The sequence below is a fragment of the Murinocardiopsis flavida genome, assembly GCF_003014485.1.
GTDB classification, from domain to species: domain Bacteria; phylum Actinomycetota; class Actinomycetes; order Streptosporangiales; family Streptosporangiaceae; genus Murinocardiopsis; species Murinocardiopsis flavida.
Genome location: NZ_PYGA01000009.1, coordinates 78,455 through 98,224, shown reverse-complemented (window position 1 = coordinate 98,224; position 19,770 = coordinate 78,455). Strand labels below are relative to the sequence as shown.

The window sequence follows — 19,770 nt, the reverse complement described above, 5'->3', positions numbered from 1 at the left end:
CGAGGCGCGCGGGTGTCACGTGCGCGGCACGGCGACGATCCAGACGTCGCCGTTGAACCGCCACGCCCCGCGCGGGGGTTCCATGAGCGTGCTGGGGTCCTGCTCGGTGTGCACGTTGAACGGGTGGACGGGTACGGCCCCGGCACTGTAAGGGGTGAGCTGCTCCCGCTGCGACCCGGCGAGCACGGCCTGTCTGCCGCGCCGCTCGATCTCGCCCACGACCCGCTCCACGGACTCGTCGTCGGGCTGGTCGATGCTCGCCGTCGGCACGCCGCACATGTTGCGCACCAGCGGCATGAACTTGAACGCGTTGGCGCCGTCGACGAAGACCACGCTGCCGTCGGCGGGGATCCGCGCGCACAGCTCCTTCGTCGCGGCGACGGAGCCGACGTCCATCCGGTACATCGCGCCGGTGGCGGTGTAGGCCGTGGGGAGGAGGAGCACCGCGGCGCCGCCGACCGCGCACGCGTCGGCCCAGAAGCGGCCCCCCGGCGCCCCGTGCTCCCGCAACCTGTGCGACGCCCAAGCCAGGAACCACACGGCGAACAGGATGAACGCGGGGATGACCAGCACGATGAGCCGCCTGCTCGCCCACGGTTGGTCGGGGGTGATCGCGGGGCGGGCGAGTGTGGCGGCCACCGTCCAGGTCAGGACCAGCAGCGGCAGCACCCATTGCGGCGCGTTGCCCCGCAGGGCCCGGCGCAGCAGCAGCGCTACGCCGAGGGTGGCGAGGACGAGGGCCGCCGCGCCCACGTACCAGCCGACCCAGTAGAGGCTGATCTCGTCGTAGGTGCGGTCGGGGTCCTGCGGCAGGCCCTCGATCTCCTGGACCTGTCCGATGTAGAAGCCGGTGGCCTCGTCGCCGTGGCCGCGCGCCGTGTGGATCAGCGGGCGCAGCGCGAACCCGGCCATGACCACGACGGCGAGGATCCCGGTCGCGGTTCCCAGCCACGGCACCCGCTGCACCTTGGGCGGTCCCCACCGCCACAGCAGTGCGGTGGCGACGGCGAGGGCGAGGATCCCCACGGCGCTGATCTTCAACAGCGGCACCAGCGAGTCGGCGAGGTGCTCCAGGTAGGGCTGCGACAGCACGAACCCGGCGGTGAGCCCGTACGCGGCGCCGACGGCCACGCCCAGCGTCATGGGGAGCGCCTGCCCGCGCCGGGCGAGCAGCAGCAGCGCGAGGAACGCCACGACGGGCAGCACGTCGCGCAGCGCGTCGATGCGCACGAGGATGCCCAGGCCGAACGCGAGTCCCGCGGCGAGTGCGAGGAGGTGCCGGGTATCCCAGCGCCCGGTGGCAGGGACCGCGCGCGCGAGTGCGTCGAAGGCCAGCACCAGGGCGCCGAGGAACAGCACCTGGGCGGCCGGTTCGCTGTAGGTGGACCGGCTCACCCACTGCTCCGGCAGGCACACGGCGAGCAGCAGCGCGGCGAGCGGCGCCCAGCGGGCACCCACCAGCCGGGCGGCCAGCCCGGCGAAGCTCAGGACGCCCAGCGCACCGAGGAGAGGGGCGGTGAGGAGCATCCCCGTGATGTCGCCGACCCAGTAGCCGACCGACATGACCAGCGGCATCCCTGCCAGGAACTGCGGCCAGATGACGTCGCCGACCTGGTAGAAGGCCGCGCTGCCGTAGGTCAGCGCCGGGTCGTCGCCCGCGATCAGCGCGCGGTCCTGCGGGATGGGCAGCGAGCCGTACTGGGCGATCCACGCGGCGAACTGGGCGTAGGACGCGGGGTCGCGGCGGATCACGATCTGCTCGGAGTGGAAGGCGATCTGCACGGCGGCGAAGGCAACGGTGATGAGCAGGACCGCCGCGACGGGCCACCACGGGACGCCGTCGTCCTCGTCGAGGTCCGGCACCCAGCGCGGCACCAGGGCCACCGCTGCGAGGACGACCGGCGCACCGATGACGAGCCCGGTGACGGGGGTGAACTGGCCGGCGAGCAGCAGGGGGAACGCTACGAGCAGCCATGCCCCCACGACGACGACGGGCACAACCGTGATCCGGGCGAGCACCCGGGCGGGGGTCAGACGCATGGGGGCCACCATGCCAGTTCACACAGGCGGTCGGCACGTTGGCACAGCGTCACCCACCGAGAGCCCGACCCCGACCCCGCCGCTCCGTTCGGTCCGCGGCACAGCGGCAAGGCCGCCGGACGGACGTGCCGAAGCACTGCCGGGAGGCGGGCGTGCGCCGCATGGCGATCGTGCCGGTCCGCCCGCCGCCCGCGTCCTCGTCGGTGGCGAGCCGGACTCCGAGGGTGCCGGGGCCGTCCGCGTCGATCACCGTCCGGGACGGGCCGCGGGGGCGGAGATCAGCCGTCGGACCGCTTGAGCCGGAGCTGCTGTACCGGGTCGCCCTCTGGCCTCTTGGTGTCGTAGAGGTCGATCGTCACCGCCGCGCCGTCGAAGTACACCTCGCTGCTCTTGGCCGACAGCATGCCGCCCAGGCACAGCTCGCTGAGGGAGACCGCCGCGTGGTAGCCGCGGTCGATCGGACCGGTGAGCTTCACCGGAGCGTCGCAGTACTGCGCGTACTCCGATTCGGGGTAGGCCAACCGGCCGATGCGCTCACCGGCCGTGGTGCTCAGCTCGACCAGTTCGCCGTTGTCATCGACCCCTTCCCACGACCCCGCCTGCTCCTCGGTGAATCTCGGGATGTCGGGGGGTGTCGAGACCTCGCCGTCCGCACCGGCGGAGCCGCCGTCAGCGGATGAGGGCCCGTCGGCGGCGGGGGCTCCGTCTTCTGCGCCGAGGTACCGGCCGAGGAGGACGGCGCCGACCACGAGGGCGAGCACGAGGACCGCGGCCCCTGCCCCCAGTACCCATCGGCCCGGGGTCGCGCGGCGGGCCGGGGGCGCCACCACCGTGGTGGCGCCCGCCCACGGCAGCGTCGGCCCGCCGGGTTCTCCCGGGCCCGTGACCGTCGCCCGGGCGTCGCGCAGGACGGCGGTCACCCCCTCGTGTCCGGCGGGGCGCTCTTTGCGGCCCAGCAGCGCCATCAGCACGTCCACCGAGGACGGGCGCGCCGCCGGGTCCTTGGCGAGTGCGGCGGCCACCAGTCCCCGCAAGGGCTCGGGCACCCCGCTCACGTCGGGCTCGGCGCTGAGCACCTGGTGCAGGATCATCGGCACCGTCGCCCCTTGGAACGGCGACCCGCCGGTGGCGGCGAAGACGAGCACCGCGCCCCACGCGAACACGTCCGTCGCCGGAGACACCGGGTCACCGGAGATCTGCTCCGGCGCCATGAACGCCGGAGTGCCGATCGTGGAGTTCGTCAGGGTGCCCGCACCCCGGGTGTCCTGGGCGATCCCGAAGTCGATCACCCGCGCCCCGCCCTGGCCCAGCAGCACGTTCGCCGGTTTCAGGTCGCGGTGCACGATCCCCGCCTCGTGGATCGCCACCAGCGCGGTCGCCGTCGCGACGGCCAGCCGGCTCAGATCCCCGCCGGCCAGCACGCCGTGCGCCTCGACCTGCTGCTTCAGCGACAGCCCCGCCACGAACTCGCTCACAATGAACGGCGGCTCCGCCTCGAAGTCCGCCGCCAGCACCGCCGCCGTGCAGAACGACGCCACCTGCCGCGCCGCGTCGGCCTCGCGCACGAACCGCCGCCGGGTCTCGGGGTCGTCCATGCCCGCGCCGTTGAGGGTCTTGATCGCGGCTTCGGTGCCGTCGGGTGCCCGGCCCAGGTAGACGGTGCCCTGGCCGCCCTCGCCCAAGCGACCGGACAGGCGGTACCCGCCCAGCGAGACGGGGTCGGTGTCATGCAGCGGCGCGAGGGCGCTCATCGTTGCTGTCCTTTGCGATGGGGGTCGAAAGGGCATGAGGGGAGGCACGGGCGCCGTTGGCGCGGGCGCGGAACACGGGTCCCGTCGGTGACCGTAGTGTGACGGTCGGCGACCGGCCGTGTCGTCTCCTCGACGCACCGGCAAGTAGCATATGCCGGTCCGCTCCCCCCATCCGACGGCCACAGCGGTTTCCGGGTTCCACCGACCGAAAGGGCGCATCCGTGCCGGCTACCCCCGCCGACCTCTGGCGTTCGGCCGCGGCGGCCGACCCCGTGCGGCCGTTCATCACGGCGTACGACCACGAGAGTGGGGGCAGGGTCGAACTGTCCTACGCCACGTTCGGCAACTGGGTGGCGAAGACCTCGAACATGCTGGTCGACGGGTTCGCGACCCAGCCGGGCGACCGGGTGGCCCTCGCGCTTCCCGTGCACTGGCAGACCCTGGTGTGGCTGGTGGCGTGCTGGTCGACCGGCACGGTCCCCGTGCTGGTCGAGGGCGACGCGGTCCCCGAGGCCGACGTCGCGGTCGCCGACGCCGCCCGTATCGGCGCCGCCCTTGACACCGGGGCGAACGAGGTCGTCGGCGCTTCGCTGCACCCGCTCGGCGCGCCGATGGCCGACCTCCCGTCCGCCGCCGTCGACTACGCCGTGGAGGTCCGCGGCCACGGCGACCTCTTCCGCCCGACGGCACCGGCCGACCCCTCTGCCGTCGCGCTCGAAGAACCCGGGGCCGGCACGCGCTCGGGTGCCGAACTGGTGGCGCTCGCAACGGAGAAGGCCGCCGAATGGCGGCTGACCGCGACCGATCGTGTGGCCATCATCACAACCGGATCCGATTCGGTCGCCCCACTCGGCCCCGGACTCGCCCATTTCGTCGCCGCGCTGCACGGTTCGGCTGCGCTGATGCTCAGTCCCGATATCGATTCGGCTACTCTGCAATCACGACTCGGCATGGAGCGTGTCACGGCGATCGCCGGCGCTCTGCCCGAACCCCTCATTGCGGCGGGCCCCATCCGTTCGTTGACCTGAACACCTGACCCCCTATTTGGTGCGCGATGCCCAGAAACCGCTCGAATGCCAGAAAACCCCTCCGATCCCGGCTGAGCCGGGGCGCCTGGGGCGCGGTCCTCACAACGGCGCTCGTGATCAGCGGCAGCCTGACCGCGTACGCCGGCTACCTGGACGTCTACGGCAACCTCAGCCAGGAGAGCGTCGACACCGACGCCTTCGGCGACCGGCCCAGCAAGGTCGAGGGCGCGGTGAACATCATGCTCATCGGCTCCGACGTCCGCAGCGGCGACAACGGCAACTACGGCAAGTCCGAGGGCGAGCGCCCCGACTCCCTCGTCATCGCGCACATCTCCCCCAACCAGGACGGCGCGACGCTGATCAACCTGCCGCGCGACTCCGTGGTGGACCTCCCGGCCTGCGAACCCGCCGACGACAAGCCCGGCATGCAGGCCCAGCGCGGGATGATCAACTCCGCGATGAGCCTCGGCGGGGTGCCCTGCCAGTGGAAGGCCGTCGAACAGCTCACCGGCATCCACATCGACCATTTCGTCAGCATCGACTTCACCGGGTTCAAGGACATCGTCGACTCCATCGACGGGGTCGACATGTGCATCCCCGAGCCCATCGACGACGACAAGGCGCACCTGAAGCTCGGAGCGGGCCGCCAGACCCTCAGCGGCGAGGAGGCGCTCGGCTACGTGCGGTCCCGCTACGGCCAGGGCGACGGCAGCGACATCAGCCGCATCGACCGGCAGCAGGAGTTCATGGGCGCCATGCTCAAGAAGGTCATGAGCGGCGACACCATGCAGAGCCCCACCAACCTGTACGGCTTCCTGAAGTCCACGGCCGACACCATCACCACCGATGACGAACTCACCCTGACCAAGATGACCGACCTGTCGATCGCCATGCGCGAGGTCGACATGGGCCAGATCAAGTTCGTCACCGTGCCCAACGGGCCCGACCCCGCCGACCCCAACCGCATCGCCTGGACCGAGCCCGACGCCGGACAGCTCTTCAAGGCCGTCGCCGAGGACACCAAGATCGACGCGGGCGAGAAGAAGGGCGGCGAGGGCAAGAAGGGGGGCGGCGGTGGAGGCGGCGGCAAGTCCGAGAAGCCCACCGTCCCGGCCGAGCAGGTGACGGTCGAGGTCGTCAACGGCACCGAGGTGTCAGGGCTCGCCAACGAGGTCTCGGAGAAGCTCGGCGGCGAGGGGTTCTCCGTCGCCGGCACCGGCAACCCCAACGGCGAGGTGCCCTCCACCACCACCGTGTACTACGGCCCGGGCCAGAAGGAGCACGCCAAGACCGTCGCCGCCTCGGCGAAGGACGCCAAGGTCGAGGAGAACCCGGCGCTGGGCACGACCGTGCAGCTGGTCATCGCCGGCGACTGGGACGGCATGGACGGCGGGCAGGGCGGCGGCGTCCCCGACTCCGCGAAGGGCAAGACCGCCGCCGACGCCAAGGACGCCTGCGGCTGACCGCCCGGCCGGTGCCGTCCCGGGTGCTGCTCCGCCCGCGATGGCACCGGCCCCCAGGGCGGTGCCGCTCCGCCCGGGCTGGCACCGGCCCACCGGGTGGACTAATGTGCATCGAGCCGGAAACCGGCGATCTCGTGGTCATTCACGGCGAAACGCCGCTGCTTCGCCGTGCGCTCCCCGCTGCCGCGCGCTCCCCTCTCGATCCGCCCAACCGCATAGGCAGGCCATGGCTTCCCGTCGTTCCCGGTCCGCGCGTTCCACAGCCTCCCAGCGCACCCCGCGCGCACGCCGCGAAGGGCGCCTGGGGCTCGGGGCCTGGGCCGCCATCGCCACGACCGCCGCGGTGATCGCCGGCAGCCTCGGCGGGTACGGCTTCTACTGGGACCTCACCGGCAACATCACCACCGAAGACGTCGAGTTCGGCGAATTCGGCGACCGCCCCGGCAAGATCGAGGGCGCGATGAACCTGATGCTCGTCGGGTCCGACGTCCGCACCGGCGAGAACGCCAAGTACGGCGCCGCCGAAGGCGAACGGCCCGACACCCTCGTCATCGCGCACATCTCGCCCGGCCGCCAGGGCGCCATCATGGTCAACCTGCCGCGCGACACCATGCTGGAGCTCCCCGCGTGCCGCAAGGTCGGCGACAAGCCCGGCTATGCCCCGCACTCGGGCATGATCGGCGACACCATGAGCCTGGGCGGCGTGGAGTGCCTGTGGAAGACCGTCGAGAAGCTCACCGGCATCCACATCGACCACTTCGTCAGCGTCGACTTCGGCGGGTTCAAGGGCATGGTCGACTCCCTCGGCGGGGTCGACATGTGCATCCCCAAGCCGTTGCAGGACAAGAAGGCGAAGCTCAACCTGAAAGCCGGCGAGCAGCGCCTGAACGGCGAGCAGTCGCTGGCCTTCGTCCGGTCCCGCTACTCCCAGGGCGACGGCACCGACCTCGGCCGCATCGAGCGGCAGCAGGAGTTCATGGGCGCCATGCTCAAGAAGGTCATGAGCAGCGACATCCTCACCAGCCCGAGCAACCTGCGGGGCTTCCTCGGCGCGGTCACCGACTCCATCACGGTCGACGAGGAGCTGACCGTCGACACGATGATGGACATCGCCATCGCGATGCGCGAGGTCGACCTGGAGAACATCGAGTTCGTGACGGTGCCCAACGGCGCCCACCCGGCCGACCCCAACCGGGTGGCGTGGTCGGAACCCGCGGCGGGTGAGCTGTTCAAGGCCATCGCGAAGGACGCCGACTCCCTGCCCGGCAAGGGCAAGGGCGACAAGGGCGACAAGAAGGGCGGGGGCGGCGGCGCGAAGAAGGACGACGCGCCCGCTGTGCCGCCGGGCGACGTCTCCGTGGAGGTCATCAACGGCACCGGTACCCCCGGCCTGGGCACCCAGGTCGCCGAGCTGCTCGGCGGCAAGGACTTCCAGGTCGCCGGGAGCGGCAACCCGCAGGGGGAGGTCCCGGCCGAGACCACCGTCTACTACGGCGAGGGCAAGAAGGGGCACGCGAAGGCCCTGGCGGACACCCTGGAGAACGCGAAGGTCGCGGCCGACCCGGCGCTCGACTCCACGGTGCGCCTGGTCATGGCCGCCGACTGGAAGGGCCTGTCGGGCGACAGCGGCGGCGACAGCGGCGGCGGGGGCGCCACCCCGGACGGCACCACGGCCGCCGACGCCAAGAACGCCTGCTGAGTCCCCCCGCGCCGCCGCACGGCGCGGGGGGACCCTGCCCTCAGGCGTTGGCGACCTGGCCGGGACGCGCGGCCTGCTCGGGCTTCTCACCGCGGACCACCAGGGCGGTCCACATCTCGCACACGCGCCGCAGCGCGTACGCGTCGACGATCTCGGCGCGGGCCGCGCTGCGCGCGGCGTCGAACCGCCCCTCGGCGACGATGCCGTGGATCGCGTCGGCCATCGCCTCGACGTCGTCGTGGACCCAGCGCCGCGAGTAGATCGTGTCGGCGCCGGGCCAGGCGAGGACCGCGGGCACCCCGCCCGACGCGGAGCATTCCGCCGGCGCCAGGTGGAAGCTCTCGTCGTCGCTGGTCGACAGCATGAACCCGACCCTGCGCAGCCACGTGGCGACGTCGGGGCCGAACGGGTCGAACACGACGCCTTCGGCGAGCAGTTCGCTGCGCTGGATGCGGCGGTAGGTGCGCTCGTAGTACGCGCGCTCCTCCGGCCGGTTCCAGATCCACCAGTAGTCCCACGGCTGCTTGCTCTTCACGGCGAGCGTGTAGCGGGGGTCGCGGCGGCGCAGCTCCGCCAGGACGTCGAGGCCGCGGTCGATGCGCTTGCGCGACGGGGCGATGCCGATCATGCCGAGTGTGAACTCGGCGCCGGGCAGTTTGGGGCGGGCCAGCTGGGCGTCGTCGACCCAGTTGGGGAGCACCACGACCTTGTCGGCCGGCCACCCGGCCTTCTCCCTGGTGAGGTCGGCGTAGTAGGGGCTGACGCAGACCACGGCGTCGACCTTGTCGATGTCGAGCTTGCGCGGCCACTCCGCGTACAGCTCGAACCGGTGCAACCGGACGACCAGCCGCTGGCCGGCGCGCTTGTGCTTGGCGTAGAACAGCGCGTTGGGCCCGCACCATTCGCAGATGACCACGTCGGCCCATGCGGCGAGTTCGCGGCTGCGGTACTGGTCGTGGGTGCGCAGCCCCTCCCACTCGTCCAGGCGGACCTCCAGGCCGGGGAGCGACATGAGGTGGTCGGCGAGGCGGGTGAAGAACTTCAGGTCGTGACCTGCGATGACGACCTTCAGGGGACGCCGGGGGTCGGCCCCCGCCGGCGCGGCCGGCAGGGCGAGGTCCAGGCAGTCGCGGAGGCGCCCGGCGGCCCGCTCCAGTGTGTACGCCGCGGCGGCGTCCTGGCAGCGCTTCGCCGCGAGGGCGTAGACGCCGGGGTCGGCGGCGAGTTCGCAGGCGTCGGCCACGGATGCGACGTCGGCGCCGGCGAACAGCGGGTAGTCGGCGCCCAGCAGGTTCTCGTGCATGGGGGTGCGGTTGAGGACGACGGGCAGGCCGAGCGCGCCCAGCTCCAGCACCTTCGTCGACAGCTCCAGGCTGGCGTCGAGTTCGGGGTCGCGCCAGGACAGTCCGATGTCGCAGGTCGCCGACTTGCGCAGGGCCTCGGCGCGCGGCTGCCCGCCGTGGTGGACGACCCCGGGGGCCTCCTCCAGCGCCCGGCCCATGCGCTTGGCCCAGTCGGCGGAGTCGCGGTGGATCTTGTCGCCGATCATGTGGAGTTCGGCGGCGACCCCGCGCCGTTCCAGTTCGGCGGGGAGTTCGGTCATCTCCAGGGTGTTCCACCGCGGCGCGAACTTGCCGGTGTAGACGAGGCGCAGCGACCCGTGCGGTTCGCCGCCGGCCTGGACACCCTCGGGCAGCACCACCGTGGGCGGGAACAGCACGCTCTTCCCGCACGCGGCGGGGACCGACGACTCGAGGAAGCCGCGGAGCTCCTCGGTCTGGCAGAGCAGGAACCGCGACGCCACCGCGATGTCGGTCAGTTCGGACACGGCGGTCGCGGTCAGGTCGGTGACGTTCTGCGGGACGTCGGTCAGGTAGGTCCACAGCCGCCCGGCCAGGGCTTCGCTGTGCGCGGCGACGGTCGCCAGCGCCTTGCCGCGCACCACGATCAGGTCGAAGCGCCATTCGGCGTCCAACCGGGTGATCAGCTCGACGGCCTGCTCGGGGTCGAGGTTGCGCTGCCGGTCGCCGCGGACCAGGCCCTCTTCGTGCGGGCGGCGCACGGTGACACCGGGGACGCCGGTGAGCGGCGCCACCAGGCGGTCGGTGCGGACGGGCGCCTTGAGCAGCAGTGTGGTCTCGCAGCCGGCCGCGGCCAGCGCCTGGGTCATCGACTGCGCCCAGATCGCCGACCCGTCGATGATGTTCAGATCCACATCGCCGTAGACGAGTGCGCGCTTGGTCACGAATTCCCCTTAGAGGCCGAGTGCGGCGCAACCGTGTGGGGTTGCGCGGCGAGTGCGAGCAGCCGGGCGCCGTGCCGGTTCCAGATCTCAGGGTGCAGGGCGCGCCGCACGAGTGTGCTGCGGGCCAGTTCGGGGCGGATCACACCGGCGAACACGTAGTCCTGGCCGGCGGAGTCCCAGTCCACGTCCGTGTCGCCGGGCCGGGCGTCGAACGAGGAGAAGGGCGGGCCGACGGCGTCGGCGCCGGAGCACTCCGCGGCGCATAGCAGGTCGGCGAGGAACCCGGGGCCGCGCGGTTCGCGCCACAGCGCGGCCCATGGCGCCTCGGCGGCGTTCGCGAGCGCCGCCCAGTCGTCCGGGGCCGGGGCCGCGCGCAGGGCCGCGCCCGGGACGAGCCGGACCGGCAGGCCGTGCGAGCGCAGGCGTTCGACGCCGGCGAAGCGGGCCGCCTCCTCGGGGACGACCAGTTCGGCGGGCGGGTGCTCCTGGCGGAGCACGTCGTCGGCCAGCGCCAGTGAGGCGGTGTCCTCCGTGGGGACGGCGAGCAGCGCCACCCGGCGTCCCGCGAGCGGGTCGGCGTCCGACACCGGGCCGGGTGCGAGGGCGACGCGGCCGAGGAGTTCGGCGAGGCGCACCGGCACGGCCCTGGTCAGGAAGATGGTGCGCAGCGCGGTGCGCAGTTCCTCGGGGGTGAGCTGCCCGTCGTCGCGGACGGCGTCGAGCCCGGCGCGCAGCGGTTCGGCTCTCCCCCCGCGGGCCGGGGGGACCGTGCGCAGCACACCGGAGGGGTACCCGGTGTCGGCCGCGGGCGCGAGGAGCAGCGTCCGCGCCCCGCACACCAGGGCCTGCTCGGCGCGCGCGGTGTCGTCGCCGACCACGGCGGCGGAGCCGCGCAGCAGGTCGGGCAGTGCGTCCCACCCGGGCTTCTCGCTGCGGGGGGCGTCGGCGCCCAGCGCGGTGAGCAGGGCGGTGACGGCGGGGCTCGCCGGGGCGTCCGACGGGGCGTGCACGGGCTCGGCCGCGCGCTCGGGCTCGGCCGCGACCGGGTTGAACCGGTGCAGCGGGATGCCGAGGTCGCCGTCGTCGACCAGGTCGTAGCCCAGGCCCGCGAGGGCCGGGGGCGCCGGGGCGTCGGCGACGAGGACCGAGGGGATGCCGCGCCCCGCGGCGGCGTCCACGATCCAGCGGAGGGCGCGGGTGCGGTCGGCGGCAGCGGGGTCGCCCACGTGCGCCCATGCGGTGCCCGGCGCGGCGGCCGACGCGGTGACGAGGAGCAGGTCGGCGTCCACCGACTCGAAGACGACCTGCGCGTCGTGCGGCCGCAGCGGGACGACGCGCACGTACGGCTCGACGGCGGCGCGCGCCTCGGGCGACAGGACGCCCGCGACGACCAGCCGCCCGTCGCGGGGCCCCGCCGACCCGGCGAGCAGCCGCGCCTCCTGGCGCTCGGCGTCGTAGGAGCGCACCGGTTCGGCGCTGCGGCGGCGCTTGGCGGTGTGGGCGGTGCGGTTGCTGCCCCGCCACAGCCGGATCAGGTCGCGGGGCAGCCGCACGAGGCCGCGGCCCGGACGCTTCGCCGCCGCGGTCAGCGCCCGGCCCACCTGGAGCGACGTCGATCCCTCCAGGGCGGCCAGGCGCGCCTGGGCCTCCTGGAGCTGGGCTTCGCGCTCGGTCAGCGCCTTGCGAAGCTGCTCGGTCTGGCTCTGCTCACGCCTTTTCACGAAAGGTCCCTACGGTCGCGTCTTCCACCGGCCGCCTGCCGTTGTCCGGCCGCCTGCCGTTGTCCGTTCCGGTCCGCACACGCCGAAGGCGGCGCGTGCTCATCATGCCCTGTGCCGCGGGCGGCGGGGCGTCGGCGGCCCAAGCGCGCGCCCGGCGCGCCGCGGCGGCCCCCGCCGCCGGTCACTGGGCCGGCTCCCCGGCGAGGATCGCGGCGATGCGGCCGCCGGCGTGGCCGTCCCACAGCGGGGGCGTGGAGTCGTGCCGGTCGCCGAAGGGCTCCCCCGCCAGGACCTTGCCGATCAGGCCGGGCAGTTCGCTGTCGGTCACCAGCCGGTTGGTGCCGTGGGTGATGGTGATCGGGCGCTCGGTGTTGGGCCGCAGGGTCAGGCACGGTACGGAGAGGATGGTGCTCTCCTCCTGGACCCCGCCGGAGTCGGTGATCACGGCGAGGGAGCCCCGGACGAGGGTGACGAAGTCGACGTAGCCGAGCGGGTCGAGCAGCCGGACCCGGGGGTGGTCGCCGAGCCCGGCGGCGTCGAACGCGGCGCGGCCGCGCGGGTGCACCGGCATGACGACGTCCACCGCGTCGGCGACCTCGTGCAGGCGGGCGACCAGGGCGGCCACCGTCGCAGGGTCGTCGACGTTGGCGGGGCGGTGCAGGGTCGCCGCGACGTAGTCGTCGGGCAGTTCCAGGCGCTCGGTGAGCGCGGCGACGTCGAACCGGCCCAGGTTCGCCAGGAGCGTGTCGATCATGGGGTTGCCGACGAAGTGGACCCGGCCGACGTCCACCCCCTCCGCCGCGAGGTGCCCGACCGCCTCGGGGCTGGTCGTGAAGCACAGGTCCGACAGCTGGTCGGTGACCCTGCGGTTCACCTCCTCCGGCATGGTCATGTCGAAGGAGCGCAGCCCGGCCTCGATGTGCGCGACGGGGATGTGCAGCTTCGCCGCGACCAGCGCCGCGGCGAGGGTGGAGTTCACGTCGCCGTAGACGGCGACAGTGCGCGGCCTGCGCTCGGTGAACTCCCGCTCCAGGCCGACCAGCAGCGCGGCGGTCTGCTCGGCGTGCGAGCCCGAGCCGACACCCAGGTCGACGTCGGGGCGCGGCAGGCCGAGTTCGCGGAAGAAGACGGCCGACATGCGGTCGTCGTAGTGCTGGCCGGTGTGCACGACGGACTGCCGGATGCCAAGGTCCGCCAGCGCCGCCGTCACCGGCGCCGCCTTGATGAAATTGGGCCGCGCGCCAACGATGTGGACGATCTCGGCGGGGGCAGACGACATCTCGTTCCCTTCGGGTCCTGCTCGAAAATTGCCGCGGCGCCACGCCCGGAGCACCGTGCGGTTCGCCGTGAAATGGGCGGTCGGCGCTGCTAAAACGACTACTGTCCCCGTGCGCGACGCCGGGATGTCACCGCTAGGACACCCGGAGGTGGTTGCATTCACGGCCGTGCGCAACTTCGCGAAAGCGGCGGTGTTCACCGCCACCCTCACCGTCAGGCACCTGCGGGCCGAGCCCGCCCGGGTGCCCCTGCTTGGCCTGCGACTGCTGCCCTCCCCCGCGCGCCGTGCGGTGCGCGGCGCCGCGCAGCGGATCGGGGGACTGCCCCGCTGCTACGCGCTGTGGGATGCGGGTCGCCGTGCCGAGATGCGGGAGGAGGTGCGACGCCTGTCGCGCGGCGCCTCCATCGCGTCCCTGGCCCGACTCGCCGCGTTCACGCTGGCCGTCGAGCAGCCCGTGCTCGCCGGTGAACTCCTGGAGCGGATTCCCCAGGGGCGCCGCCGCGCCGGGCTGTCGCACCGGTTGGGAGTCACGACGGGACAGGTCGTCCCGGCGCGGGCGCCCCGCCGGTGGAACGCCATCACCGTAGCCCCCGACCGGCGAACACGGAGCCAAGCGGTGGTGAACGGTCAGCGATCTGTGCCGGTCCGGGTGCTGCACGTGGTCACCAACGCGCTCCCGCACACCAACGCCGGGTACACCCAGCGCACCCACCGGATCGCCTTGGGGCAGCAGGCCGCGGGCGTGGAACCGCACGTGCTCACCCGGATCGGCTACCCGCTGACCAAGGGGGTGCGCGACGCCCGCGCCCTCGTGGTGGTCGACGGGGTCCGCTACCACCGGCTGCTGCCGTGGCGGGCGCCCAAGGACGACGCCGCCGGGTTCGCCGCGTCGCTGCGGATGGCGGCTGAGGTGGTGCGGCGGGTGCGGCCCGACGTCCTGCACGCCGCCAGCGACCACCGCAACGGGGCGCTTGCGCTGGCGCTGGGCCGCATGTTCGCCATCCCGGTGGTGTACGAGGTGCGCGGCTTCCTGGAGGAGTCGTGGTTGTCGCGCGACCCGTCGAGAAGCCCGTCGGACGCGTTCTACCAGGCCGAACGCGCAGCGGAGACGGAGTGCATGCTCGCGGCGGACGCGGTGGTCACGCTCGGGGAGGCGATGCGCGCCGAGATCGTGGGACGGGGTGTCGCGCCGTCGGCGGTGAACGTGATCGGCAACGCCGTGGACGACGCGTTCCTGGCCCCGCTGCCGGACCGGGAGGCGCCGCGGGCGGCGCTGGGGATCGGCGCCGGGGACTTCGTGGTGGGCAGCACGACGAGCTGCTACTCCTACGAGGGCCTCGACACCCTGGTGGACGCGGTGGCGCTGCTGCGCGGCCGCGGGGTGCCCGCGCATCTGCTCCTCGTGGGCGACGGCCCGGAGCTCGGCGCCCTCCGCGAGCGGGCCGCGGCCCTGGGCGGCGCGGCGCACCTGCCCGGCCGGGTGCCTGCGGCGGAGGTGCGCGGGTACCACGCCGCGCTCGACGTCTTCGCCGTGCCGCGCCGCGACGAGCGGGTGTGCCGCCTGGTGACCCCGCTGAAACCGGTCGAGGCCATGGCGGGCGGGCTGCCCGTGGTCGCCAGCGACCTGCCGGCGCTCGCCGAACTCGTGGAACCAGGGGTGACCGGGGAGTTAATTCCGCCGGACGACTCGGAAGCACTGGCGAATTGCCTTGAAAGTCTGTTCTACAGTCGGACGACCAGCGCCGATTACGGACGGGCAGCGAAGGCGGGCGTCGGGGCCGATCGCACATGGGCGGCCGCCGCGCGCCGATATCTGGAGATCTACAAACAGATAACTGGCGAATTGTCCGATTCAGGCCACATCGGCTGACGCGACACCGGCGCCGCGCCGTAAGGCGTCTACTGGTCAGCGTACCGACCGAAATCAGGCTGTGCCCGCCTCACGCAGCACGGTCGGCCATTCCATCTGCACTGCTTATGAGGAGGATTCCTGTGGACGTCGCGACCTCCGCATCAGACCTGGTCGTCATCGGCCTGGGATATGTCGGTCTCCCCTTGGCGCAAGAGGCCGCCAAGTCGGGTCTCCGCGTCACCGGGCTGGATGTCAACCGCTCGGTCATCGACGGGCTGGCAGCCGGGCGCTCCCACATCGACGACCTGTCGACCGAGGACATCGCCCGGATGCGCGAGTCCGGGTTCCGCGCGGTCGACGACCCCGCCGTCCTCGGCACCGCACGCACCATCGTCATCTGCGTCCCCACGCCCCTGTCGAACGAGGGCGGCCCCGACCTCGGAGCGGTCACCGCGGCCGGCCGGTCCATCGCCGCCCACCTGCGGCCCGGCACGCTGGTCGTCCTGGAGTCCACCACCTACCCGGGCACGACCGAGGAGGTGCTGCGGCCCCTGCTGGAGGAGTCGGGGCTGCGCGCCGGGGTGGACTTCCACCTGGCGTTCTCCCCCGAGCGGATCGACCCGGGCAACCCGCAGTTCGGCGTCGCCAACACGCCGAAGGTCGTCGGCGGCCTGACCGACCAGTGCGGCGAGATCGCCGCGTCCTTCTACGGAAAGTTCGTCCAGTCGGTCGTCCAGGCGCGCGGCACCCGCGAGGCCGAAATGGCGAAACTCCTGGAGAACACCTACCGGCACGTGAACATCGCCCTGGTGAACGAAATGGCGATCTTCTGCCAGGAACTCGGCGTCGACCTGTGGGACGCCATTTCCTGCGCCGCGACCAAGCCGTTCGGCTTCCAGGCGTTCTACCCGGGCCCCGGTGTCGGCGGGCACTGCATTCCGATCGACCCGAACTACCTGTCGTACAAGGTCAAAACCCTGGGGTACCCGTTCCGATTCGTGGAGCTGGCCCAGGAGATCAACGCCCGCATGCCGTCGTATGTGCTCCAGCGCTCGCTGGAGATGCTGAACGACGCCGGGTTGGCGCTGTCCCGGTCCAACGTGCTGCTGCTCGGCGTCACCTACAAGGCCGACATCGCCGACCAGCGGGAGTCGCCGGCCCGCCCGGTGGCGAAGAAGCTCGCCGAGAAGGGCGCCACCCTCACCTACCACGACCCGCGCGTCGACGAGTGGACGGTGAACGGCCGGAGTATCCCGCGCGCCGAGGACCTCACCACGGCCCTTCAGGAGGCCGACCTCGTCATCCTGCTGACCGACCACCGCGAGTACGCCCCCGAGGTCCTCGCCGAGCACGCCGACCTGCTGCTCGACACCCGCGGCGTCCTGCGCCGCCCCACCCCGCCCGCCGACACCGGCCGCCGAACCCCCCGCGTCGACCGCAAGGGCCTCCAGGTCCTCTGACCCGAACCTCGGGGAGCCGCGGCGAAACTGGCCGCCGCGGCTCCCGTCACACCCATAGCCCCGGCAAGCAGATCAACGAAGCGCAGCCCAAGGGGGTCTTTAACCCCTGCCCCGGGGAGCTTTGACCTCGTCCCCAGGGGGTCTTGAACCCCCGCCCCGGGAGTTTGTGCCCCCGCCCGAGGGGGTGTTTCCGGGAGTCGCGGTGGAGGGGCGCGCCGGTGTCTGGACTGAGGAGCGGGGTGCGACCGAGGTACGAGGGAGCGCCACGCGACGAGGGAAGACATCGGCCTGAAGCGCCCCGGAACCGCGACGACCCAGCAAGCAGGGTTCATTCTGATCACTACTTGCCGTAACCCTGGTTTTCACCCCCTGTTTCCCCGTGTCCCTAGCGTGGCCGCAACGGCCGATGCGCGGCCGGGTCTCGAAGGGCAGGTGAAGCGTCCCGATGCATGCACTGGTCGCCACGGTGGTGCACCACCCCGAGGACGCTCGGATCCTGCATCGGCAGATTCGGGCCCTGCTCGACGCCGGGCACACCGTCACCTACATCGCCCCGTTCCGGGAGCGGAATGTCACCCCGTGGCCGGAGATCACGGCGGTCGACGTTCCGCGCGCTTCGGGGAAACGGCGGTTCAAGGCGTTGCGGGCGGCGCGCGCCGCGATCGCCGCGCACGCCCCGTCGGCCGACGTCCTGCTATTCCACGACCCTGAGCTGATGCTGGCGCTCCCGCCTGAGGGCGAGCGCCCGGTGACGGTCTGGGATGTGCACGAGGACGCGGCCGCCGCGCTGCTCACGAAGCCGTGGATGCCGCGCCCGCTGCGCCGCCCGCTGGGTCCCGTGGTGCGCGGGTTCGAGACCTGGGCGGAGCGCCGGATGCGGCTGATGCTCGCCGAGGACGGGTACCGTTCCCGCTTCGCGAAGGCCCACCCTGTGGTGCCGAACACGACCGACGTCCCGGAGCAGCCGGAGCGCCCTCCGGGTGCCGACCGGGTGGTGTACCTCGGCCAACTGTCCGCTGCCCGGGGCGCGGCCGAGCTCGTGGAGATGGGGCGGCGGCTGCGCCCGCACGGGGTCACCGTCGAGGTCATCGGGGCGGCGGACCCGCAGACGCGGCCGCTGCTGCGCGACGCCCAGCGCGAGGGTGCGGTCCGCTGGTACGGGTTCGTGCCCAACGACCAGGCCCTGCGCATGGTGAGCGGCGCGATGGCGGGGATCAGCCTGCTGCACGACACCCCGAACTACCGCCATTCGATGCCCACGAAGGTCGTGGAGTACATGGCGCACGGGCTGCCCGTGGTGACCTCGCCGAACCCGGCGGCGCAGGCGCTGGTGAACGGCCGTCCCGAAGGGGATTGCGGGGTGGTGGTGCCGTTCGGCGACCCGGAGGCGGCCGCCGAGGCGGTGCTGCGGTTGCGGTCGGACGTGGAGACCCGGTTGCGCTTCGCGCGCACGGGGCACGCGATCGCGCGCGCCCACTACCACTGGCCGGTGCAGGCGCAGGCGTTCGTGGGGCACTTGGCGCAGTGGGCCGGGGTCCCGCGCCGGGTGGGGGCCGCCGAGCAGGCTCCAGAGCAGGCCAGAGTGGCCCACCCGAGCATCGAGCCCATGACGGCCCGCACCCTCACCCCGACCTAGATCGTGTTATATGGGTCGCGGTTCAGCCAGAACAGAGCGCTGACCAGCACGGCTCCCGGACCGACCGCCTGCCGTGATTTCTCACCAGGCGTAGCGCCGGGGGTTGGTGCCGAGAGCGTCCTTAGCAACAGCTGACCTGGGCCGGGCTGCCGTTGAGCCTGCGCAGCAGTGTCGGCCGAGCGGATCCCGGGCTTTCACTGCCCGGGAGGGGCGATGCGGGCGTGTCGCCGGGGATGTCTGCTGCGGAATCCGCGGAGTACCCGCCCGGCGGTCGAAGTGCGGGATGTGTGTCGGCCGTCGCGGGCCCCCGCTGCGCGATAATCGCGAAGCGGCGCAGTAGGGGCGTGCGCAGGCGTCCTGGCAGCCTGGCTCCGGTCTTCTGGGGTTGAGGGCGCTCTCGCCCCCCGGACGCCTTGGGCCAGACCGGGGTGCGAGGCCGACTCCTTGACGGGTCAGATGATCGGGGGGCGGCCGGCTTTGGTCATGCGCCAGGCGGTGGACCACTTCATGGGGCGGCGGCGGCCCGGGGACTCCCGCCAGCCCTCCTTGAACCCGGTGAACCAGGTCTTCAGGCTCTCGCGGTCGCGCTCGCGCAGGAGGGTGATGGCGACCCAGGAGCCCAGGTAGCCCAGTGCCAGCGGCCAGGGCAGGTTGCGCCGGGCCAGCCACACCCGGTTGCGGGCGTTGAGCCGGTAGAAGTCCGGGTGCCGGGTGGGCAGGGTCGCCGGGTGGTACATGACCGCTTCGGCGTCGTAGAGGATGTCGTACCCGGCGTCGAGGATGCGCCACGCGAGGTCGCTCTCCTCATGGGCGTAGAAGAACTCCTCGGCCTGGCCGCCGGCCTTCTCGAACGCCGCCGTCCGGATTGCGCACGCACCGCCGAGGAAGGTCGTGACCTTGCTGGAGCGCAGCGGGTCGGACGAACCGAGGCGGGGCAGGTGCCGCCGCTGGTCGGGGCCGCCGTCGGGGTCGGCGATGCGGAAGGACACCGCGCCGAGGCGGGGGTCGGCGGCGAACCGGTCCTGCACGTGCTTGGCGAGGTCGGGCGAGCGGTACCAGCCGTCGTCGTCGAGGAACAGGATGATGTCGCCGGTGACCAGCTCGGCGCCCTTGTTGCGGCCGGCGGGGATGCCGATGTTCTCGGGCAGGGAGCGCGTGATGACGTTCTCGGGGAAGTCGGGCAGCTCGGCGCCGTTGCTGACCACGATCAGCTCGATGTCGACGCCTTGTTCGAGGACGCTCTTGGCCGCGCGGCGGAGCTCATCGGGACGCGTACCCATTGTCAAGATCACGCACGAGACCTTCAACCGCCGCTCACCCTCCCGACCGGAGCCGTCGGCGCTCCGGTCATCCACTTGGGAGCGTAGTGCGTCGGCAGGGTCCTGCGGACGCGGCGCGGCGTCGGCGGGAGTGCGCGCACCGGCTGGGGCAGAGGCGGTCGCTTCCGGGGATGCAGGGCTGGTCATGGGCACCGTTCAGGGATCGTCCGGGCACCGGCCCGGACACTCGGACGCGTGTCAGGCAAGGGACCCTAGCGGCCCCGTGCTAATAGGCGGATAAGGGTTCCCCGCCCGCGGCGGCCGGTCCGCACCGGGC

The 19,770-nt window shown here is 72.7% G+C and carries 12 protein-coding genes; 6 read left to right on the top strand and 6 right to left on the bottom strand.

Annotated elements, in window-relative coordinates:
* Positions 1–15 precede the first annotated feature (15 nt).
* Positions 16–2,040, bottom strand: coding sequence for a hypothetical protein (locus CLV63_RS14170; protein WP_106583476.1), 2,025 nt, complete (start codon positions 2,038–2,040; stop codon positions 16–18).
* 278 nt (positions 2,041–2,318) lie between these two features.
* Positions 2,319–3,791 carry a serine/threonine-protein kinase gene (locus tag CLV63_RS14165; RefSeq protein WP_170134222.1) on the bottom strand — a complete coding sequence of 491 codons (1,473 nt, stop codon included), beginning with the start codon at positions 3,789–3,791 and terminating at the stop codon, positions 2,319–2,321.
* Between the two features lie 221 nt (positions 3,792–4,012).
* Here CLV63_RS14165 and CLV63_RS14160 point away from each other — a divergent pair, with 221 nt between their 5' ends.
* The 3 genes from CLV63_RS14160 (at position 4,013) to CLV63_RS14150 (ending at position 7,981) form a co-directional block, all read left to right on the top strand.
* Positions 4,013–4,819 (top strand): TIGR03089 family protein, encoded by an 807-nt coding sequence (locus CLV63_RS14160; RefSeq protein WP_106583474.1) that lies wholly within the window; start codon positions 4,013–4,015, stop codon positions 4,817–4,819.
* A 113-nt stretch (positions 4,820–4,932) separates the two neighbouring features.
* The gene (locus CLV63_RS14155; protein ID WP_245928809.1) at positions 4,933–6,282 is read left to right on the top strand and encodes an LCP family protein; all 1,350 of its coding nucleotides are present in this window, start codon (positions 4,933–4,935) and stop codon (positions 6,280–6,282) included.
* A gap of 226 nt (positions 6,283–6,508) precedes the next feature.
* The gene (locus CLV63_RS14150; RefSeq protein WP_106583472.1) at positions 6,509–7,981 is read left to right on the top strand and encodes an LCP family protein; all 1,473 of its coding nucleotides are present in this window, start codon (positions 6,509–6,511) and stop codon (positions 7,979–7,981) included.
* Between the two features lie 40 nt (positions 7,982–8,021).
* On the opposite strand, the gene CLV63_RS14145 is transcribed toward CLV63_RS14150, so the two are convergent.
* From CLV63_RS14145 to wecB, 3 genes are all read right to left on the bottom strand, one after another.
* Positions 8,022–10,151 (bottom strand): glycosyltransferase, encoded by a 2,130-nt coding sequence (locus CLV63_RS14145; protein ID WP_106583597.1) that lies wholly within the window; start codon positions 10,149–10,151, stop codon positions 8,022–8,024.
* 71 nt (positions 10,152–10,222) lie between these two features.
* Complete coding sequence (locus tag CLV63_RS14140; protein ID WP_106583471.1) at positions 10,223–11,947, bottom strand: hypothetical protein; 1,725 nt, start codon at positions 11,945–11,947, stop codon at positions 10,223–10,225.
* Between the two features lie 181 nt (positions 11,948–12,128).
* A complete protein-coding gene (gene wecB / locus CLV63_RS14135; RefSeq protein WP_106583470.1) occupies positions 12,129–13,226 on the bottom strand; it encodes a non-hydrolyzing UDP-N-acetylglucosamine 2-epimerase in 1,098 nt (365 codons plus the stop codon).
* 148 nt (positions 13,227–13,374) lie between these two features.
* Between wecB and CLV63_RS14130 the strand changes: the two genes are divergently transcribed.
* From CLV63_RS14130 to CLV63_RS14120, 3 genes are all read left to right on the top strand, one after another.
* The gene (locus CLV63_RS14130) at positions 13,375–15,096 is read left to right on the top strand and encodes a glycosyltransferase family 4 protein (RefSeq protein ID WP_245928808.1); all 1,722 of its coding nucleotides are present in this window, start codon (positions 13,375–13,377) and stop codon (positions 15,094–15,096) included.
* Positions 15,097–15,218: 122 nt separating this feature from the next.
* On the top strand, positions 15,219–16,538 hold the full coding sequence (locus CLV63_RS14125) for a nucleotide sugar dehydrogenase (protein WP_106583469.1): 1,320 nt from the start codon (positions 15,219–15,221) through the stop codon (positions 16,536–16,538).
* A gap of 445 nt (positions 16,539–16,983) precedes the next feature.
* Positions 16,984–18,174 (top strand): glycosyltransferase family 4 protein, encoded by a 1,191-nt coding sequence (locus CLV63_RS14120; RefSeq protein WP_106583468.1) that lies wholly within the window; start codon positions 16,984–16,986, stop codon positions 18,172–18,174.
* A 452-nt stretch (positions 18,175–18,626) separates the two neighbouring features.
* Here CLV63_RS14120 and CLV63_RS14115 read toward each other — a convergent pair whose 3' ends face one another.
* On the bottom strand, positions 18,627–19,454 hold the full coding sequence (locus CLV63_RS14115) for a glycosyltransferase (protein WP_106583467.1): 828 nt from the start codon (positions 19,452–19,454) through the stop codon (positions 18,627–18,629).
* Between the last annotated feature and the right edge of the window lie 316 nt (positions 19,455–19,770).